The following is an 18,093-nucleotide window of genomic DNA, read 5'->3' as shown; positions in this document are numbered from 1 at the left end:
AATCACTGATGGTTTTACTCTTTTGCAGCCACGCGGTGGCTGGGGATTTCTTCAGATTAGCCGGAAAGAGTACACTCGAAATAAATGAGATAGGCGTCTGGCATAAAGTAGATTCACAAGAGCCTCTCTCTGACTTTTCCTCAATAGAAAAATGGCTAACACATGCTCAACCGATTGAGGGAACATTAGTAGGACACTCAGGTGGCTATGTAACAAGGCTCGCTCTAAAGAATAATAGCGCCCACACTCAAACTTGGTTTGTAAATCCTACCTTAACCTTTGTCGACATTGGCCTCGCCTTCTGGCAACGCGATGACGGAAGCGTAGAAAGACTCGATGAGTTCTCTCAATTAAACGATGACCGAACGCCACCATTAATGCATTCACAAGCCATTAGGCTTATTACACAAAAGCAAGAACAAGGCTATTTATGGCTATACGTAGACGCCAAACACTATGCAAATCCCTTGTCCATCAAGATCTATAACGCCCCTGCATTTTATCAAAATCAACTTATTGTTAACGTTATAACAATAGCGGCCATAACTGTGATGCTGACACTAGCGCTCATCGCGGTGATTATTTTCTTTAGAACAAAAAATAGTATTACGATCGCTTGCGCCGGATATATTGGCTTCCATGGCATTGGCTGGGCTCTTGCCGCTGGATTACTTGACGATATTTTCTCTATAAACAGCGTCAATTTAAGCTATGGCGGCATCTTAATTTTCCCTTTCGCCATCGCATTTGCCAGCCAATTCACAAAACTACTCTTTAACTGTCAACAAGAGTCTTTCATACTCGCGCGGTACCTTAACACCCTTGCTTTTGCTTGCATCGTAATAGGTTTGTTGCTCCCGTGGATTAACTATTCTATAGCTTTTGCCATCTCACACATTATTGCGCTAGTGTGGATAACTTCGAGCGTGGCAATTGGCACAAAAATGCTTCGTAGCAAATTCCCTCGCGCTAAATACTACCTCTTTGGAAATTTAAGTTACGGCACCGCTCTGCTAATTTATGTTCTATTACATGCCAAAATTATTACAATATCTGCATACCCAGAGTTGATTGTTTTATTTGCACTGGCCATAGACTGCATTTGCATATTACTCTCCTTAGCGGAATGGCTTTACAGCCAACAAAAAAATTATAACCGCTCAATCTATCTTGCCCGTATTGATCCACTAACTAATACTGGCAATCGCCATTTAATGAATGAAAAATTCGCCGAACTTAAAAATAATTTCATTATAGTATTTATTGATTTTGATGGTATCAAATCGATTAACGACCAACTTGGACATGAAAAAGGCGACCTATTTTTGATTGAAGGCGCTTCGCTCATGAAAAGAAAAATCCATGATAAAGGCGATGTATTCCGTACCGGAGGAGACGAATTTGTGTGGCTATTTGATGTACACAAAAAAAATGATTTAGCCGCACTGGTACGCAAAACCAGCATTCTAATCGCCGAATGTGAGCATGAATTACGTCAACAAGGCTGGTATAGCGCCGGTATTAGTTATGGAGTCGCCACCAGCCTAGAAGGTAATAATCAATCAGAATGTTTATCGCTAGCCGACAAACGAATGTATAAGCATAAACGCAGTAAAAAAGCGTTACTGAATCCTCATGAAGATCAAGGTATTACTTCTCATATTTAATCGAGAATACAACCCTGTATCAGCCCTCCCTTTACACCTAAGACAGACCTGCCATGCCGTTTTCAGACGTATATTAACTTGTTATAAGGTTTATAATCTCTGCCTATTTCATACTTGAATACTCTAATAACGGGACTCTTTATTGACTCCAGTTTTCTTCGTTTTAAAGGTTAGTAATGTTATATAACGCAGTAGGTATGCTCAGTTCCATATTCTTTATTGGTTGCCTTTTTGGTCTTGTGGACCAACTACGACGGATCAAAAAACGTAAGACCGACGGGTTATCAACAGTCTCTGGCTATGCTACACAGTCCATTTCAGCTAATGCATTCTTCTCCAGTTTCATCGCATTCTATGCATTTTTCCTTTATTCCATCATGCTCGATGACGTCGAATACTATATGTTAGTAACGCGTTTTTTTGCCGCCTCAATGACTCTGTTCATTCTGTATGAAATTTATATCGACAGAGACTCTATATCTCAGAAAGTACCCTTTTTCACTGGTCTAGTCTGTATGGCGATAGCCTGTATAGCTTTTCTATATCGTGAGGATGTACTGGTCATCGGACGCTCCACTTCCATAGCTCTGGCTCTTGGCGCAACACTGGTTATGTTACAGGGGGGTATACAGCAGATACGCAAAATTCATAAAGAGAAAACGACCGGTGTACTCTCTCTACCAATGAATACAGTTTTCATGTGTAAAGATCTGGCTAATGTGGCATTTGGACTAGTATTGGGGTTTACTGATGGCTGGCCATTATTATTGCTAGGCACTATCAGTGCGCTGTTAAAGTTAGGGATAATTATTCAGTTTTTTTACTACCGTAAACGATGCGAAGACAATACAAAGAGAAGGCAATCATCAGCTATGTGACTATTAACTTATTCAGATTCGTCTTAGTTGATAAAGTGCTACAGCGAGCTTCATTAAAGCGCTACAAAAATTTGTTGTAGTCATCACTCGCCTTAATTGAGATACATAGCGAGTGATGTGAGTATAGAGTAACCGTCTTTTAACGCACAGTACCGAATGAGCCACGGTAACCTTCTACACCACTACCAGTAACGGCGAAAACACCACCGGCCTCTTGTGCCGCCGGACCGTAAAAGTGGCCACTTGCAGAACCGGATAGTGCACTTACTGTACTAACCGAACCTGAAAAGCTATTAGAGCCCGCAGTGTAAGCGAGAGTACCTGATAAGTTTAGATCTGGACGGCTCGTATCTATAGCAGAGATCAAACTGATCGCCTCACTATTCGATGTTGTAAATATTAAACTACGGCTGGAAAAGTCTGCATTAATTAGGCTCTCCGAAACAACAACAAAACGTTCACCAGAAGCATCAATATAAGAACCTACCGCCCCTCCTGTAAATGACGCAGCCCCCGACGTTGGCACTGCAGCACCATTAGTGCGCATCCCAATCGAACTAGCTCCAACACGCCCTGAGGTAGTCACTAAGCCAGTCACCCAAACACCAAATGTTTGATAGTCAAAGCCAAGATCAACAGCGTGAGCGATGAAAGCATAATTATTTCTATCTGCTGTAAAAACTTGAGAAACGCCCGGATCTGATATGAACATATCCACCGATGAATTCCACGTCAGTGTGCCATTATCCGTTGCTATTGAAAGCCGGGTGAGCTGCCCCGCAGAGTCGTATGTGAGGGAGGTTGTCATTGTTGTGTCTGTGCCCAGATCTGTCACGCCAGTGACAGGGTCTGTAGTAGCCGCTCCTGAAACATAACTAGTCTCAACTGAGCGGCCAACAACGTCAACCTTAGTGTTAGCAGGAATACTAGAAAACGATGTATATCCTGCTTTTACTGAGGAGCTTCCACCGCCACCACATCCAGTGAGCAGTAATGCTGTACTGATACATACTATTGTCGCTGATAACTTTTCCATGGCTGCAATTTATCCTTAATATGCAAAAACCTGCTTCCCTGCTCGACCCGCATGCTATCACCAACGAATCCATCTTAATAATGCAGAAAGCATGAATCAAATGTAGACAAAACGAATGCATACTATAGGGGTTTATAAGTACTTTATATAGGAATTATTCCTACTTATTGCGTGGTAATGCCATCATTAAACATACCTTTTTTCCCCTCTACCCCCCTTATACCTTCGCCCAATCTATTCTGCTTTATTGATCTAGATCGGTATTCTCCCTTATCAGCACCGCTACACTCGAAAGTGATTCATATTTCCAGAAAGACACTAATAAAAATTATCATATCGTATTGGAGTGATGTTATGTCGGCTGCCGAGCAGGTTAAGAACAACCCACGCATGTTCATTTCTGGTAACGAGGCTGTCGCTCTAGCCGCTCGAGATGCAGGATGCCGGGTTGCATCTGCCTACCCTGGTACGCCTTCTACAGAAATTTTAGAATATATTTCTGCCTACCCTAATCTGTACTCAGAATGGTCAATCAATGAGAAGGTTTCATTAGAGGTCGCTATAGGTGCTTCCCTGGCTGGTAGCCGAGCATTATGTGCGATGAAGCACGTCGGAATGAATGTCGCTTCTGATGCACTGATGACACAAACATTAATTGGTGCTGTCGGTGGCTTAGTTATTGTTGTTGCAGATGATGTGGGATTGTCTTCTTCACAAAATGAGCAAGACTCCCGCTATTGGGGGCGTTTTGCTCACCTTCCGGTGTTAGAACCTTCCGACTCTCAAGAAACTTACGATATAACCCGCTTTGCTTTTGGCCTGTCTGAACAATACGCTGTACCTGTCATTGTGCGCTTAACCACTCGAATCTGCCATGTAAAAGGGTTAGTGCAGTTATCCACACCCCAAATCAAAGAAGGTCAAAAGTTCAATAAAGATGCTAGCCGTTTTGTGATGGTTCCAGGCAATGCAAAACAACGTATTCCACTGATGCTTGAACGAGATAAAACACTGGCAAATTTTTCTGAGTCTTGCTCCCTCAATGTAATTGAACAAGGAGATAATCGTAGCGTCGGTTTTATTACTTCCGGCGCAGCATACTGCCATGTTCGAGAGGCATTTCCGGATGCGCCATTGATCAAGCTAGGGCTTAGTCACCCTGCTCCTATTGAACTAATCAGAGAGTTTTCTCAAAGCATTGATAAATTAGTTGTCATCGAAGAAGTCGAACCTCTATTGGAAACAGAATTAAGGGCTGCCGGTATTGAGCTATTTGGTAAAGATATCGTCCCCCGTATTGGCGAGCTAACACCAACCGTTATCACTCCTGCCATTGAGCGTTTGCTCGGTAAAGAAAAAAGTATTGCCACTATTGGCATGACAGATGTATTTCCTCGCCCACCAACCATGTGTGTGGCATGCCCACATTTAGGAATTTACTACTGCTTATCACATGTAAAAAACACTATTATCGCCGGTGATATTGGTTGCTACACACTAGGGGCAGGCCACCCTTGGAATGCGCTAGATACATGCATCAGCATGGGCGCATCACTGAGCGTTGCACAAGGAATCGATAAAGGACGTAGCGAAGAAGATGCCAACAAGAATGTGATCGCCGTTATCGGTGATTCAACCTTTTTACATATGGGTATGCAGGGCCTTTTAGACATCACATACAACAAGGGCAACATCACTATTTTATTGTTAGATAACCGCGCGGTGGGCATGACAGGAGGGCAAAACGCCCCCTCTTCTGGAATTGATATTCATGGTGAAACCACTATTCAAGTTGATTTTCGAAAGCTCTGCGAAGCATTAGGCGTTAAGTCAGAGCGCATTCATGAGCTCAACCCCTATGAATTGCCTACACTCTTCAAAGCATTGCGTGAAGAAGTAAAAGTTAAAGAACCTTCGGTTATCATCACCAACCAGCCTTGCGTATTAACTGAACGCTACGCCAAGCAACCACCCCTGACTGTTGAAGATGATAAATGCACGGGATGTAGTAACTGTTTAGATGTAGGTTGCCCAGCTATTTTGGTGACAAAGCGAGAAACAGTAGTAAAACCTAATGGCAAAGAGAAAGAACTCTCTTTTGTTAAAATCGATACCGCAGCCTGCACAGGATGCAATTTGTGTATTAATACTTGCGCACCCGATGCAATCATCCCACTCATCAATGTCGACTACATTAATGCCATGGAGGTCAAATAATGAAGCCGATCACTAATATCATGGTCGTAGGCATCGGTGGACAAGGTGTCATGACCGCTGCAGATATCATCTCCCAAGCAGCCATAATGGAAGGGCATGACGTTAAAAAAACTGAAGTAGCAGGCATGGCGCAACGCGGCGGTGTTGTTACTTCACATGTACGCTTTGGTGAAAAAGTACTGTCTCCTTCTATCCCTCCCGGTACTGCTGACCTTATGCTGGCATTTGAGCCCGCCGAAGCCCTGCGCTGGGTAACACATGTAAAAGACCAAGCCACTGTGATGGTCAATACGTATCCACAAGCGCCACCTGTTGTCTCTATTGGCCTGTTTGACTACCCAGAGCAACCTGAAACGCAGTTACAAAGTCACCCTATTGAGCTAATTAGTTTTGATGCAGGCTCACTATCTATAAAGTTGGGTGACCGCCGGCTAGTTAACTCCATCATGTTAGGAGCGATTGCTAAGCAATTACCTTTTAGCCCTGAAGTGTTAAAAGCAGCTTTACTGACACGTTTCAAAGACAAAGGGGAAAAATTACTAGCACTCAACGAAACTGCATTTAAAGCAGGACAACAGGCTTCTCAGCTTACTCCCAGGCAGGCAAAGTAAGACGTAATTAGATGGCCAAAATAAGCGGATAGTAACCGTGAGCATTTAAAATACGCCAGATTATTGCAAACCTATTAACTATCGTTAATGCTGTCCGTAAAGTATGCCTAAAATACTGACGCACTCATTCCTAATCATTAACACCAGGCGGGTTACCAATTTGAACATTCAGGCTAATTGGGCAACTTTTAAAACCTACTTGGTTCCTCTGCTCATTAGCTTAACCCTAACGGTTTTAATCAGCTCCTCATTCATTGTCGAACAGATAGAAAATGAAAAAGAATCTCGCCGTCAATCTCTACGCGATGAAGCGGTTCTAGTTGCTGATTGGCTCGACCAAAACTTTAGTTCAATCAATAATATCCTATTTTCACTAGAAACTTTCCATGGACACTGTGATAAAGATACTCTTTTCAGAATCCGCAGTATGTTGTTTACGCTACCTCAAATCGTAGAAATGGGCTTTGTTGACCATTATGGATCATTGCTCTGCACTAGCTGGGAAAAAATCAGAGGCATCATAAAAGTATCTAAGCCCCCAGATACCTACGGATTACGCTTTCTAGGCCCGCTAACCGTCGAGTTTATGCAACAACCTACCTTTGTTTTAGCGAGAACAACCGAAAACAAAGGGGAGGTAAATGCTCTATTTCGTATAAGCTGGCTCAAAGATCAATTACGCAACCACACAAGTACGAAAGGCTTTACGGCACTCATCGATAGTACAAGTGGCGTACCTATTGCAATAAATGGCCGTTATAGTCTGCCACTTAAACCAACACCAGCAAGATTTCCTATTCAATCGTCTCGTCTTATCGAAGGAGTATTTGATAATGGCCGCAAACAATCGATCATATTACTACCCTTATTAACATTACCTAACCTGAGTGTTGCCATTAGTGAAGATCAAGAGATCCTCTATCATGGAGTTAATGACATTCCTCATACCTGGTATTTGGAAGCGCTAAGTCTGTTTATCTTTCTTTATGTTTGTAGTGCGTTTTTTCAACGACAACTCACCAATCCTACTCTTCAACTCAAAAAAGCTATTCGCAACAATGAATTCTTTTCCGTATTCCAACCTCTCGTCGACTCACGCACCCGGCAACTGGTTGGCGTTGAAGCCTTAGTCCGCTGGAACCACCCAGTTGAAGGATTACGTATGCCGCTTACGTTCCTGCCACAAGCAGAACAATCCGGCCTGTTAATGCAGATGACCAGCCAGCAATTAAAACAAGGCGTTCAAGATCTTGCCCCCTTCATTAAACATTGCCCAAATTGCCTGGTACATATCAACATCGCGGCTTGTCACTTGCTGAACGAAGATAGCCTCAATGAGTTCATTTCATTTCGTGAGCAGATACCCGGCCTAGTATTGGAAATTACCGAAAGCACCATGCTGGAACTAGAATCAAACCAAATACGTCAAGCATTAGAGCGCTTAAGCAAAGCTAACATACCCATTGCGATAGATGACTTTGGTACGGGGTATTGTGGCCTGAGTTATCTACGCTCTTTACCCGTTAGTATTTTAAAAGCTGATAAGAGCTTCATCGCCTCAATGGGTACTGATTCGGTCAATGCAGATGTTCTGCAAACCATTATCAAACTAGCCAAAACACTCAAGCTGGCGACCGTTTCTGAAGGAGTCGAGACCGAGTCACAGTGCTCCCAGCTACTAGAGATGGATGTCGACATACAACAAGGTTGGTTCCACGGAAAGCCTATGTCAGCAGAGGCTCTCGCGAAGCTATTCAATTACGATGGCTCAAGGCGTAAGTAAGGTATATAACGATCGCTTAACCCTCAAGTCTTTGGAAAACCCGTTCTTAATACAGCAACAAAACTTGTAAAAGAGAAAGCTTTCCACGCCTCTGCCGCATCAATAACGAGCATGTTTAGACCTTAACCATTGGCCGTTCAACTAGGTTACGCCTCTTATTTTTAGGAGAACGGCCCATAAACAGACGATACAGTAGTGGAACAACAAATAATGTAAGGACAGTAGAGAAGGCTAATCCACACACAATAGCAGTAGCAACTGGCCCCCATATCAATGAATGCCCACCGAGCCCCGTGGCCAGTGAAAACAACCCGGCAATAGTCGTCAGTGATGTAATCAGAATAGGAATCACTCGTCGGCGCGATGCATAAAGTGTCGCATGCAAAACACTCATACCACTTTCTAAACGCTGGTTTGCAGCAGATATCAACACAATCGCAGCATTTACAGCAATCCCTGCCAGTGCCACGACACCATACAATGTAAATAAGCTTAATGGGTTTTGCGTTACCCACAAACCTAGTACCACACCGGTAAAGGCCATGGGTACTGTCGCCATGATCATAAAAGGCTGCCAGTAACTTGAAAACTGCGTACCTAAAATAAGATACATAAGGCCTGCACCAAACAAAAATAGCAGCGCTATTGCGTCCATACTTTCTTGGATATCATCCAGTTCTCCCGAGAAATCCAAATTAATATTCGGATAACGCGGTTTATATTCTTCATCCCAATGACTTAGCAACCAAGCATTTGCTTGTACTGTATCCATTCCACCTTCTTCTATATCGGCTTCAACAGTGATCGCACGGCGAAAATTATAGTGGCGTATATTACCAATGCTCATTTGATAATCAGCATATACCAATGACGAGAGCGGAATCATATTCCCTTGAGCGTCAGGAAGGCGAAATGCCAACAAGTCATCAATATTTTGATACGGCTTAGACTGAGCTCGCACGCGAACCTCGAGCTTTTTCCCACGCGATTGCATATCGGCGACCACTTCGCCATCAACCAACAACTGTAGTGTACGAAGCACTTCAGTGGGGTTAATACCTGCACCAGTAATCGCTCTATAATCTGGCTTAAGCGTCATCGCCATACGGCCATTTGCCGCATCATCACCTATATCTTTTACGCCAGGTAAGCCCAGCAACATTTGCTGCATATCCCTCGCTGCCTGGCTAATTTCTGCATAATCATTACCGCGTACTTTAACGCTAATAGGTTTGGATACCGGTGGACCACCCGCCATACGTAAGAAAGACACGCGCACAGGGCCTGCGACGCGCATTACCTCAGCACGCATAGCATCCATGATTTCATCAACGCTTCTGTTTTGCTCTGTCTTAGGCTGCAGTCCAACCAATATTTGCCCGTATTGATCACCAAAAAAAGGCTCCATTTCAGTGAACATCTGCCCAGCATAACTGGCTACTGCGCGAACATCTTCCGGATTAAGGCGAGCTTTTACTATTTTCTCAACCTCCAACACCTTTTCCAAGGTACGCTCCAGTGGCACTTCGGGAGGCATTTGAATATTCACATAAAAGAGCCGTAACGGGTCAGCGGCAAAAAAGTCCATTTTTATCTGCCCCGATGCAATCAAGCCAATCGAGCCTACAAATAACATCACCATAGAAACGAGTGTAATCACGGGCCGGCGTAACGTTTTCAACAAAGTACGAATATAAAAACGCTGTACTTTACTTGTCATGGATTGGCGTAATAACTGCGTACGCGAGGGCTTATCTAGAGAAATTTTTGCCACCAGCACATGTGCAGGCAACATCCAAAACGCTTCAAAAAGGGAAATAGCCAATGCAATAGTCACCACCATAGGGATGACACGCATAAAGTCACCGAGAATACCCGGTAGTAACATTAAGGGTAAAAACGCTGCCATGGTTGTCAGTACGGCTGTTGAAACCGGCTGGGCAACTTCACGTAATGCGCTAAGTGTTGCATCCATTGGACTGTCACCATGCTGCAAACGATAATAGATCGCCTCCACTACCACCACGGCGTCATCTACCAACATCCCAAGTACAATAACTACACCTAATAAAGCAACCACATTGAGCGTCTCTCCCGCTCCCCAGAGCACCCAAAAAGTACCGGCAAGAATAAAGGGAATACCAATCGCGGTAAGTAAGGCGATACGCAGGCCCAGAAACAACCAGGCTACCAATAGAACAAACAGTAAGCCAATACTGGCATTGTTTTGCATTAAGGTAATGGCTTCACTGGTCGGCACTGTTTGGTCGTCAATCAGCTCAAGCCGAACACCCGCTTGTACTTCAAGTTCGTTACGCTCGGCCATGTACGCTTTAACACGTTCAATGAGCTCAAGCGTGTTAGCACTTTCTTTCTTTAAAATGGCCATCATCACGGCCGGGCGACCATTTAAACGCGCTAACTGCGTTGGCTTCTCATGCCCACTCACAACCTCTGCAATTCGATCTAGACGGATATCGCCGTCATTACCAACGAGAGGAATCTGTTTTACTTGGTCTGGGGCTGCGTTACGTCCTTCTAAACGTACCAACCAACTTTGATCACCTACGTTAACGCTGCCGGCGGAAACATCTTTAAACCACAGAGCAACTGAATTCGACACCTGCACCGGCGACAAACCTAGCGATTGTAATTCATCCAAATCTAGGTTTACTTGAAGCTCCGGATCATCCAAGGCGACAGGGTCAATCCGGTCAACCCCTTTTATACGCTCTAGGTCTTTTCTAATATTTTCAGCTTGTTGACGTAAATTATCATCGTCAGATACCGCTGTAATCGCCAACATAGCACTAGGAAATGCGTTGGAGGAGGTAATCTCTAAAATATAGGGTTCTGTGGCTTCTGCGGGTAGATCTCGTTCTGCATTTTGAATCTCACGACGAATAGAGCTGACATGTTTATCAAATGTTCGCTCATCAATATCCTCAAAGCGAATCAGCATACTGGATATGCCTTCGCGGCTATTGGATGAAACAAAACGAATATCCGCTATATTGCGAACCGCATCTTCCAAAGGATTAGTAACTCGTAGCTCAACATCCTGGGCAGATGCACCAGGCAGTGCAGTAGTGACAGCAATCCAATTAAAATTGATCGTAGGGTCTTGCTGGCGAGGTAGCAGCATGTAAGCAATGGTGCCGATTAGCAGCACCAGAACAAAGGTCAGGTTAGCCAGTACATGATTATTGAGCAGGCGCGCCAGCATCAGCCTTTACCTCATCCTTTGAGTCATTATTAATACCTGCGACTTCAACTTCTATTTTGTCTCCCTCTTCGAGCACATGCTGCCCCTGTACAATGAGCATTACATTATTTGCAGAAGTAGACGACAGCCTGGATTCAGCCGTTGTTTCAAGCTCAACTGTTTGACCTTCTTTAGCGTTCGCTAAAACAATAAATCTTGCGATGCCTTTTTCTGCCAACATCACACCGAGAGAACCGCCCCTTCTGACCAAATATTCAGGAGGAATAGAGGAAAGTGAAGACTGCCAAACAAGCTCACCTGAAGCACCACTCAAAGCAGTATGGTTAGTAAAATTAAGACGTACTTCTTGTGTCCTAGCGGCTTGATTGATCAGCGGAATGGAAGCTCTGATAGAAACCGGGTATTTCTCAGCGGCAACTTTTAAGTATATTTTTGCCCCCGTTTGCAGCGCTACAACCTGCTTTGGTAATAAACGAGCACTCACCTCGGCCTGTTTTACATTGAGTAACTTTACGAGCGATGCACCGACTGGTAAATAAGCACCTTGTGCTGTCATAACATCTGTAACAACACCATCAAAAGGCGCTTTAATCACACAACGGTTGGTATTGCGTTGTGCTTGTTGAACTTGAATTTTTTGGCCTTTGAGTTGCGCTGTTAATGCGCTTAATTCTGTTTGGCGCTGGTTAAGTAATTCAATAGAGGCACTGCCTGATTTTTGCAGTGTACGGGTGCGTTTAAATTGTTGTTGAGCAAGTGTCACCTGGCTTGCTAACGCACTAACACCTTGCTTTGCCTGCGCTTGTGATAAACGATAATCTTGGCACTCTAATGCTGCAACCTCTTGCCCTTTAAGGACAGAATCACCGACCTGTACATGTAAAGCTTCCAGCACACCGGCAAGCTCCGTACTCAGTGAGACATGCTGCTCATTCACCACATCAGCTGGCGCTGAATAAGATACTTGCTGTAAAACCTCTACTAACGGTTTCACTCTCACCAGCGTCGTATCGGCCCAGACACTCTGCACTCCTAGCAACATGACTAAGCAGGTGATAATCCGGTACTTCTTATTCATTTCCCTTTACCCTTTTAAATCCTTTGGTTCGTGTGATGACAAGCCGTTTGGCACATACAAAAAACCCAGCCAAAGCCGGGTTTATCATAGTAACAAGTTACAAGCGTACTTCTATACCTCGTTCCCTCATATAGGCTTTTGCTTCGGGTATTGAGTATTCGTTAAAGTGAAAAATTGATGCGGCCAATACAGCATCTGCTTTTCCCTGAATCACACCATCTACCAAGTGCTCAAGATTACCCACACCACCTGAGGCGATAATCGGTACGTTCACAGCATCCGAAATAGCACGAGTAACGCCCAAGTCATAGCCGTTCTTAACACCATCTTGGTCCATCGAGGTTAGTAAGATTTCACCGGCACCTAGGTCGACCATTTTTTTAGCCCATTCAACCGCATCTAAACCCGTTGGCTTGCGGCCACCATGAGTAAAAATCTCCCACTTATCAGGCTCACTTTCAGCAGAGACTTTTTTAGCATCAATCGCAACTACAATACATTGCGAGCCAAAGCGCTCTGCCGCTTGGCGGACAAAATCAGGATTGGTCACGGCGGCACTGTTGATAGACACTTTATCAGCACCGGCATTTAACATAGTGCGGATATCGTCACAGGTACGTATACCACCACCCACAGTTAATGGGATAAACACTTGGGATGCCATACGCTCAACTGTATGTACCATTGTTTCACGGCCTTCATGTGTAGCCGTGATATCCAAAAAGGTAATTTCGTCTGCGCCTTGCTCATCATAACGCTTGGCGACTTCAACTGGGTCGCCTGCATCGCGGATATCCAAAAACTGGACACCTTTAACCACGCGTCCATTTTCAACATCCAGACAAGGGATAATTCGTTTTGCTAATGCCACGCTAGTTCTCCTTAGAAAGGCTCACGTTAGAAGGCCTAAAGCTTGTGCCAATGGCTTTGCTTAAGGCTTGCCATCCCAGTTCAGAAAGTTTTTCAGCAACTGCAGCCCGGCCGTATGACTCTTTTCCGGGTGAAACTGCACAGCGAACACATTGTCATGCGCTAGCGCCACATCAAAATCAACGCCATAATTACACGTGGCGGCTACTTGCTGGCGCTGAGCGGCCTTCACATAATAACTGTGTACAAAATAAAAACGGCTTCCGTTCTCTATTCCCTGCCAAAGCGGATGTTCGCCACTTTGCATCACTTCATTCCAACCCATGTGCGGTACTTTTAAGCGCTCACCTTGTTCATCTTTATGGTGATCACCAAAATAGTTAACAGAGCCTTCAAACTCACCCAAGCAATCGACACCGTCATTCTCTTCTGATGACTGCATTAATGCCTGGTATCCAACACAGATACCTAAAAAAGGACGTCCCGAACGAATCGCTTCGGCCACCTCTTTATCAACACCTTGCTTGTAGATCTCGGCCATACAGTCACGAATTGCACCGACCCCCGGCAATAGTACACGATCCGCATTGGCAACTTGCTTAGGATCCGAGGTTACCAGCACTTCAACACCGGGCTGCACATGCTCTAACGCCTTAGCAACGGAGTGCAGGTTACCCATGCCATAATCAATAACGGCAATGGTACTCATTTATAAAACACCTTTAGTAGATGGCATCATCTCAGCTGCACGCTGATCAACTGTCAGTGCCATACGTAAAGCACGACCAAACGCTTTAAAAATGGTTTCTGCCTGATGGTGAGCATTAAAACCTTTAATATTATCAATATGTAAAGTGACACCGGCATGATTAGTAAACCCTTGGAAAAACTCCCAAAACAGCTGAGTATCCAAGCGACCGATAGAGCCCCGTGTAAATTCACAATTAAAACTCAGACCTGGGCGGCCAGAAAAATCGATAACCACGCGCGATAGTGCTTCATCTAGCGGCACATAAGAATGCCCATAGCGCGTTAGGCCTTTTTTATCCCCGACGGCTTCTTTAAATGCTTGCCCCAACGTAATACCTATATCTTCCACCGTATGGTGATCATCAATATAAATATCTCCATTAGCTTCAATATTAATATCAATTAGCCCATGACGAGCAATCTGGTCCATCATGTGCTCTAAAAATGGCACTCCCGTATCGGCACTAAACTTACCTGTGCCATCAAGGTTAATAGATACGGTGATCTGAGTTTCCAGAGTTTCCCGGTTTACTGTAGCCTTACGCTCAGTCATGCTGCTCTCCGATGTTCAACGCTTATTCAAAACACAAAACCAGCATTATATAACTACCAGCCTCAGGATGCACCGCAGTAGATGATTAACGTCGTATTCACGTCATACGTGCATGCTATTAGGTACAAGTGTTAATAGTTTTCGCTACACTGAGAGTCAGTTGTGTACTGAGTCTGAGTAATCATAAAAGGAAATAGGTCATTATGGGTAAGTTGATTAAGATCGTTCTCGGTCTGCTACTGGTATGCGTCATACTAATTGCAGCAGGCGGTGCACTATTAAGCGCGTTTGTTGACCCAAATGACTATAAGGCCGAAATTGAGCAAGCGGCTCTTGATCAAGGCGGCATTGAATTAAAGATCGGTGGCGATATCAATTGGTCCGTGTTTCCACGCTTAAGCTTAGCGGTAGACAATATTGACGTGCGTTTCCCTGAGCAACCTTCTCTTGCTCACCTGCAACAAGCACAAATTTCTGTTCGTGTTATGGAACTACTCTCCGGTAATGTGCAGATGAACAGCATTATTATCGAGGGCTTAAACCTCGATTTGGCAAAAAACAAAGCAGGGCAAGTTAATTGGCAAAGCAGCGCCAATAGTGAAGCAGCCAAAAGTAGCGTAACGCAAGAAAGTAACCCAGCTAAACCAGCACCAACCGCATCAGGCACAAGCCTTAAGGTAGATATTGAAAGCGTACAGGTCATTAGCGGCACAGTGAACTATAGCGATGAACAAACAGCGCAAAGGTTTCAATTAAACAATATCAACCTTAAAACCGGTCGCATTACTAACAATGAACTGTTTCCCTTTAGTCTGAGCCTGAATGCTAAACAATTACAAAACGGCAAGCAGGTTATGGAAGCAGCTACGCAATTTGATGGGCAGATTCTTCTCGATCTAAACAAGCAGCAGTATCAGCTAAAAGACTTTATCGGCGAGCTAAACATCCAAAACAGTACCAATCTGCAGGTCCAGTTTAAAACCAATGCCAATATTGATTTAATCACACGCCAACTCATTGTGGATAACTGGAATGCAGAAGTTGCCAACTTACATCTTAACGGCAAGCTCACCATTGCTAACCTAGACACTCTAGATATGAGCGGTACAGTGACAGCGGCTCCTTTCGCACTTAATCCACTGCTAGCGACGCTTGGACAAGCACCAGTACAAACATCAGACTCAGCAGTACTTAAAAACATTGGTCTAATCAGTACGTTTAGTGGCAATGCCGATGCTATTAATACCTCCTCTCTGACTATCAAACTCGACGATACGAGTTTTGATGGCAACGCGGGTATTAACCTCAAAACGAGCCGAATCACGCTCAAGCTCGCGGGTAACAGTATCAACTTGGATCGCTACCTACCTGCAGCAGAAGAACAAACGGCTACGACAGAAAAAGTGGCTAACAGCTCTTCTAGCGCAACAGGGGAGCGCTACTCAAAAGAAGAAATCATACCGATTGAGCCGCTACAAAGCCTGAACTTAGATGCGGCTATCTCTTTGAAGTCTGCCACCTACCAGAAATTCAAAATGAGCAACATCGACCTAGCCGTAGACGCCAACAACGGTATTGTTAAAGCTAAACGTATCAATGTAGATATGTATGGCGGGATAATTCGTAATAGTGTGACGTTAGATGCTCGCAAAAAACCACTAAAAATCACCACCAAAAAATCAGTCAGTGGATTGCAGATAGGCGATCTTCTAACAGATCTTGCAGGTGAGGCTCAATTAACAGGAACACTCAGCACAAAAGCGAATGTGACCTCATACGGCCAGTCGGTCCACAGCATTGTGAACAGCATGAACGGTACAGCTAACATCACGGTTCTAAACGGTGTAGTAAAAGGGATTAACGTAGCACAAGAACTTTGTCAGACCATCAATAACCTTTCTGCTGCGGGCTCTGTGAAACCTGCAAAAACGGTTGATCAATCAACTCCGTTTGCAAAAATGGGCGGCAACTTCAACATCAAAAAAGGTGTCATCAGCAACAAAGATTTAGGCGTAAGACTTGATGCTATGAACATCAAAGGCAAAGGTGCCGTTAATTTACCCAAAGCACTTATCGACTACCAATTAGCACTCATCATAGAAGAGAACCTCTTCAAGAAAACATGCCCCGTCAACAACCGCCTTGAGGGTGTCGAGTGGCCTATGCGTTGCAAAGGCTCCTTCGATCTTGAACCCACTCAGCTATGCAAGCCTGACGCTAAAGCAATTCGTAACATCCTTAAAAAAGCTATCACAAGCAAAATTAAAGATGAACTGAGCACTAAGGTCCAAGATAAATTAAAAGACAAACTTGGTGGCGACGATGCAGTAAAAGGGTTATTAAAAGGGCTTTTTAAATAAACATGACTCCACAGCAATTTAATACTGCCGTGCTGGACTGGTTCGACCAGCACGGCCGGCACAACCTACCTTGGCAACAAGACAAAACGGCATACTTCACCTGGGTCTCTGAGATAATGCTACAACAGACTCAAGTAACGACTGTCATTCCTTATTTTGAGCGATTTATTGAACGCTTTCCGGATGTTCAGAGTCTCGCTAGCGCCGAGCAGGATGAAGTACTTCATCTATGGACAGGGCTTGGCTATTACGCTCGTGCACGTAACTTACACAAAACGGCGCAAATCGTTACAACAGACTACTATGGCGAGTTTCCACAAACCGTTGAGGCGTTAGAACAACTGCCGGGTATAGGCCGCTCCACGGCGGGGGCCGTCTTATCTATATCCACGGGTAAGCGCGCCGCTATACTCGACGGCAATGTGAAACGCGTGCTGGCACGTTTCTACGCGTTAGAAGGCTGGACCGGCTCTACCGCCAACCAAAAGACACTCTGGGAGTATGCTGAGCGCAACACACCTCACAAGCGAGTGGGTGAATACACACAAGCCATGATGGATCTGGGAGCAACGCTGTGCACTCGAAGCAAGCCAAGCTGTCCTAGCTGCCCACTTCAAAGCCACTGCACAGCGCTTAAGTTAGGCCGCAGCAGCGAGTTCCCACACCCTAAGCCTAAAAAAAAGATCCCTGTTAAACAGACTATTATGCTGTTGCTGCAAGACGAGCAGCAGCAAACACTGCTTCAGCAACGCCCTCCAACAGGTTTATGGGGCGGGCTTTGGAGCTTACCCGAAGTTGCAGACCTTCGGGATGCCAATAGCATCACAGGGCTCTCTCTTGATATCAATAAAGCTGAACCTTTGGAACCTGTACGGCATACCTTCAGCCACTTCCATTTGGATATCACACCAGTACGCATCCCCTGTAATAACCTTACAGACTGTGTCATGGAAGGCGACTCCACTCTCTGGTATAACATACAACAACCACAGAACATCGGGTTAGCCGCACCGGTTAAGCGGCTGCTACAAAAATATACCCGCATTAGTAAATAGATTTGGAGA

At 44.6% G+C, this 18,093-nt stretch carries 13 protein-coding genes; 7 read left to right on the top strand and 6 right to left on the bottom strand.

The features are described from left to right. The first annotated feature begins 8 nt into the window (after window positions 1-8). Both NEJAP_RS00870 and NEJAP_RS00865 read left to right on the top strand, forming a co-directional pair. A complete protein-coding gene (locus NEJAP_RS00870) occupies window positions 9-1,667 on the top strand; it encodes a GGDEF domain-containing protein (RefSeq protein ID WP_201348861.1) in 1,659 nt (552 codons plus the stop codon). A gap of 176 nt (window positions 1,668-1,843) precedes the next feature. Continuing rightward, on the top strand, window positions 1,844-2,545 hold the full coding sequence (locus NEJAP_RS00865; RefSeq protein WP_201348860.1) for a hypothetical protein: 702 nt from the start codon (window positions 1,844-1,846) through the stop codon (window positions 2,543-2,545). A gap of 139 nt (window positions 2,546-2,684) precedes the next feature. On the opposite strand, the gene NEJAP_RS00860 is transcribed toward NEJAP_RS00865, so the two are convergent. Further along, on the bottom strand, window positions 2,685-3,581 hold the full coding sequence (locus tag NEJAP_RS00860; protein ID WP_201348859.1) for a transferrin-binding protein-like solute binding protein: 897 nt from the start codon (window positions 3,579-3,581) through the stop codon (window positions 2,685-2,687). A gap of 354 nt (window positions 3,582-3,935) precedes the next feature. Between NEJAP_RS00860 and NEJAP_RS00855 the strand changes: the two genes are divergently transcribed. The 3 genes from NEJAP_RS00855 to NEJAP_RS00845 all read left to right on the top strand — a co-directional run bounded on the left by NEJAP_RS00855 (window position 3,936) and on the right by NEJAP_RS00845 (window position 8,192). Further along, window positions 3,936-5,798 (top strand): thiamine pyrophosphate-dependent enzyme, encoded by a 1,863-nt coding sequence (locus NEJAP_RS00855; protein ID WP_201348858.1) that lies wholly within the window; start codon window positions 3,936-3,938, stop codon window positions 5,796-5,798. Continuing rightward, window positions 5,798-6,409, top strand: coding sequence for an indolepyruvate oxidoreductase subunit beta (locus NEJAP_RS00850; protein ID WP_201348857.1), 612 nt, complete (start codon window positions 5,798-5,800; stop codon window positions 6,407-6,409). Before NEJAP_RS00855 ends, NEJAP_RS00850 begins: the two co-directional genes overlap by 1 nt. Before the next feature lie 160 nt (window positions 6,410-6,569). Beyond that, a complete protein-coding gene (locus NEJAP_RS00845) occupies window positions 6,570-8,192 on the top strand; it encodes an EAL domain-containing protein (protein WP_201348856.1) in 1,623 nt (540 codons plus the stop codon). A gap of 115 nt (window positions 8,193-8,307) precedes the next feature. Here the strand turns inward: NEJAP_RS00845 and NEJAP_RS00840 are convergent, their stop codons facing one another. From NEJAP_RS00840 to hisB, 5 genes are all read right to left on the bottom strand, one after another. Then, window positions 8,308-11,418, bottom strand: a complete 3,111-nt coding sequence (locus NEJAP_RS00840; protein WP_201348855.1) for an efflux RND transporter permease subunit — start codon at window positions 11,416-11,418, stop codon at window positions 8,308-8,310. Beyond that, a complete protein-coding gene (locus tag NEJAP_RS00835) occupies window positions 11,396-12,496 on the bottom strand; it encodes an efflux RND transporter periplasmic adaptor subunit (protein ID WP_201348854.1) in 1,101 nt (366 codons plus the stop codon). The genes NEJAP_RS00840 and NEJAP_RS00835 overlap by 23 nt, the downstream gene beginning before the upstream one ends. A gap of 97 nt (window positions 12,497-12,593) precedes the next feature. Next, entirely contained in the window at window positions 12,594-13,367 is a 774-nt protein-coding gene (hisF, locus tag NEJAP_RS00830; protein WP_201348853.1) for an imidazole glycerol phosphate synthase subunit HisF, read from the bottom strand. A gap of 60 nt (window positions 13,368-13,427) precedes the next feature. Next, a complete protein-coding gene (gene hisH, locus NEJAP_RS00825) occupies window positions 13,428-14,075 on the bottom strand; it encodes an imidazole glycerol phosphate synthase subunit HisH (protein WP_201348852.1) in 648 nt (215 codons plus the stop codon). After that, window positions 14,076-14,669 carry an imidazoleglycerol-phosphate dehydratase HisB gene (gene hisB / locus NEJAP_RS00820; protein ID WP_201348851.1) on the bottom strand — a complete coding sequence of 198 codons (594 nt, stop codon included), beginning with the start codon at window positions 14,667-14,669 and terminating at the stop codon, window positions 14,076-14,078. It lies immediately after the preceding gene. 203 nt (window positions 14,670-14,872) lie between these two features. Here hisB and NEJAP_RS00815 point away from each other — a divergent pair, with 203 nt between their 5' ends. After that, window positions 14,873-17,029 (top strand): AsmA family protein, encoded by a 2,157-nt coding sequence (locus NEJAP_RS00815; protein ID WP_201348850.1) that lies wholly within the window; start codon window positions 14,873-14,875, stop codon window positions 17,027-17,029. Between the two features lie 2 nt (window positions 17,030-17,031). Then, entirely contained in the window at window positions 17,032-18,084 is a 1,053-nt protein-coding gene (gene mutY, locus NEJAP_RS00810) for an A/G-specific adenine glycosylase (protein ID WP_201348849.1), read from the top strand. Window positions 18,085-18,093 lie beyond the last annotated feature (9 nt).

Origin of the sequence: Neptunomonas japonica JAMM 1380, assembly GCF_016592555.1 — a bacterium.
In the GTDB taxonomy this organism is placed as follows: Bacteria; Pseudomonadota; Gammaproteobacteria; order Pseudomonadales; family Balneatricaceae; genus Neptunomonas; species Neptunomonas japonica_A.
This window is presented reverse-complemented; position numbering and strand designations above follow the sequence as displayed.

What these genes read in the sequence shown, in the direction of transcription:
- NEJAP_RS00870 (WP_201348861.1), top strand. Translation starts at nt 9, where the DNA reads ATGGTTTTACTCTTTTGCAGCCACGCGGTGGCTGGGGATTTCTTCAGA.
- NEJAP_RS00865 (WP_201348860.1), top strand. Translation starts at nt 1,844, where the DNA reads ATGTTATATAACGCAGTAGGTATGCTCAGTTCCATATTCTTTATTGGT.
- NEJAP_RS00860 (WP_201348859.1), bottom strand. Translation starts at nt 3,581, where the DNA reads ATGGAAAAGTTATCAGCGACAATAGTATGTATCAGTACAGCATTACTG.
- NEJAP_RS00855 (WP_201348858.1), top strand. Translation starts at nt 3,936, where the DNA reads ATGTCGGCTGCCGAGCAGGTTAAGAACAACCCACGCATGTTCATTTCT.
- NEJAP_RS00850 (WP_201348857.1), top strand. Translation starts at nt 5,798, where the DNA reads ATGAAGCCGATCACTAATATCATGGTCGTAGGCATCGGTGGACAAGGT.
- NEJAP_RS00840 (WP_201348855.1), bottom strand. Translation starts at nt 11,418, where the DNA reads ATGCTGGCGCGCCTGCTCAATAATCATGTACTGGCTAACCTGACCTTT.
- NEJAP_RS00835 (WP_201348854.1), bottom strand. Translation starts at nt 12,496, where the DNA reads ATGAATAAGAAGTACCGGATTATCACCTGCTTAGTCATGTTGCTAGGA.
- hisH (WP_201348852.1), bottom strand. Translation starts at nt 14,075, where the DNA reads ATGAGTACCATTGCCGTTATTGATTATGGCATGGGTAACCTGCACTCC.
- hisB (WP_201348851.1), bottom strand. Translation starts at nt 14,669, where the DNA reads ATGACTGAGCGTAAGGCTACAGTAAACCGGGAAACTCTGGAAACTCAG.
- NEJAP_RS00815 (WP_201348850.1), top strand. Translation starts at nt 14,873, where the DNA reads ATGGGTAAGTTGATTAAGATCGTTCTCGGTCTGCTACTGGTATGCGTC.
- mutY (WP_201348849.1), top strand. Translation starts at nt 17,032, where the DNA reads ATGACTCCACAGCAATTTAATACTGCCGTGCTGGACTGGTTCGACCAG.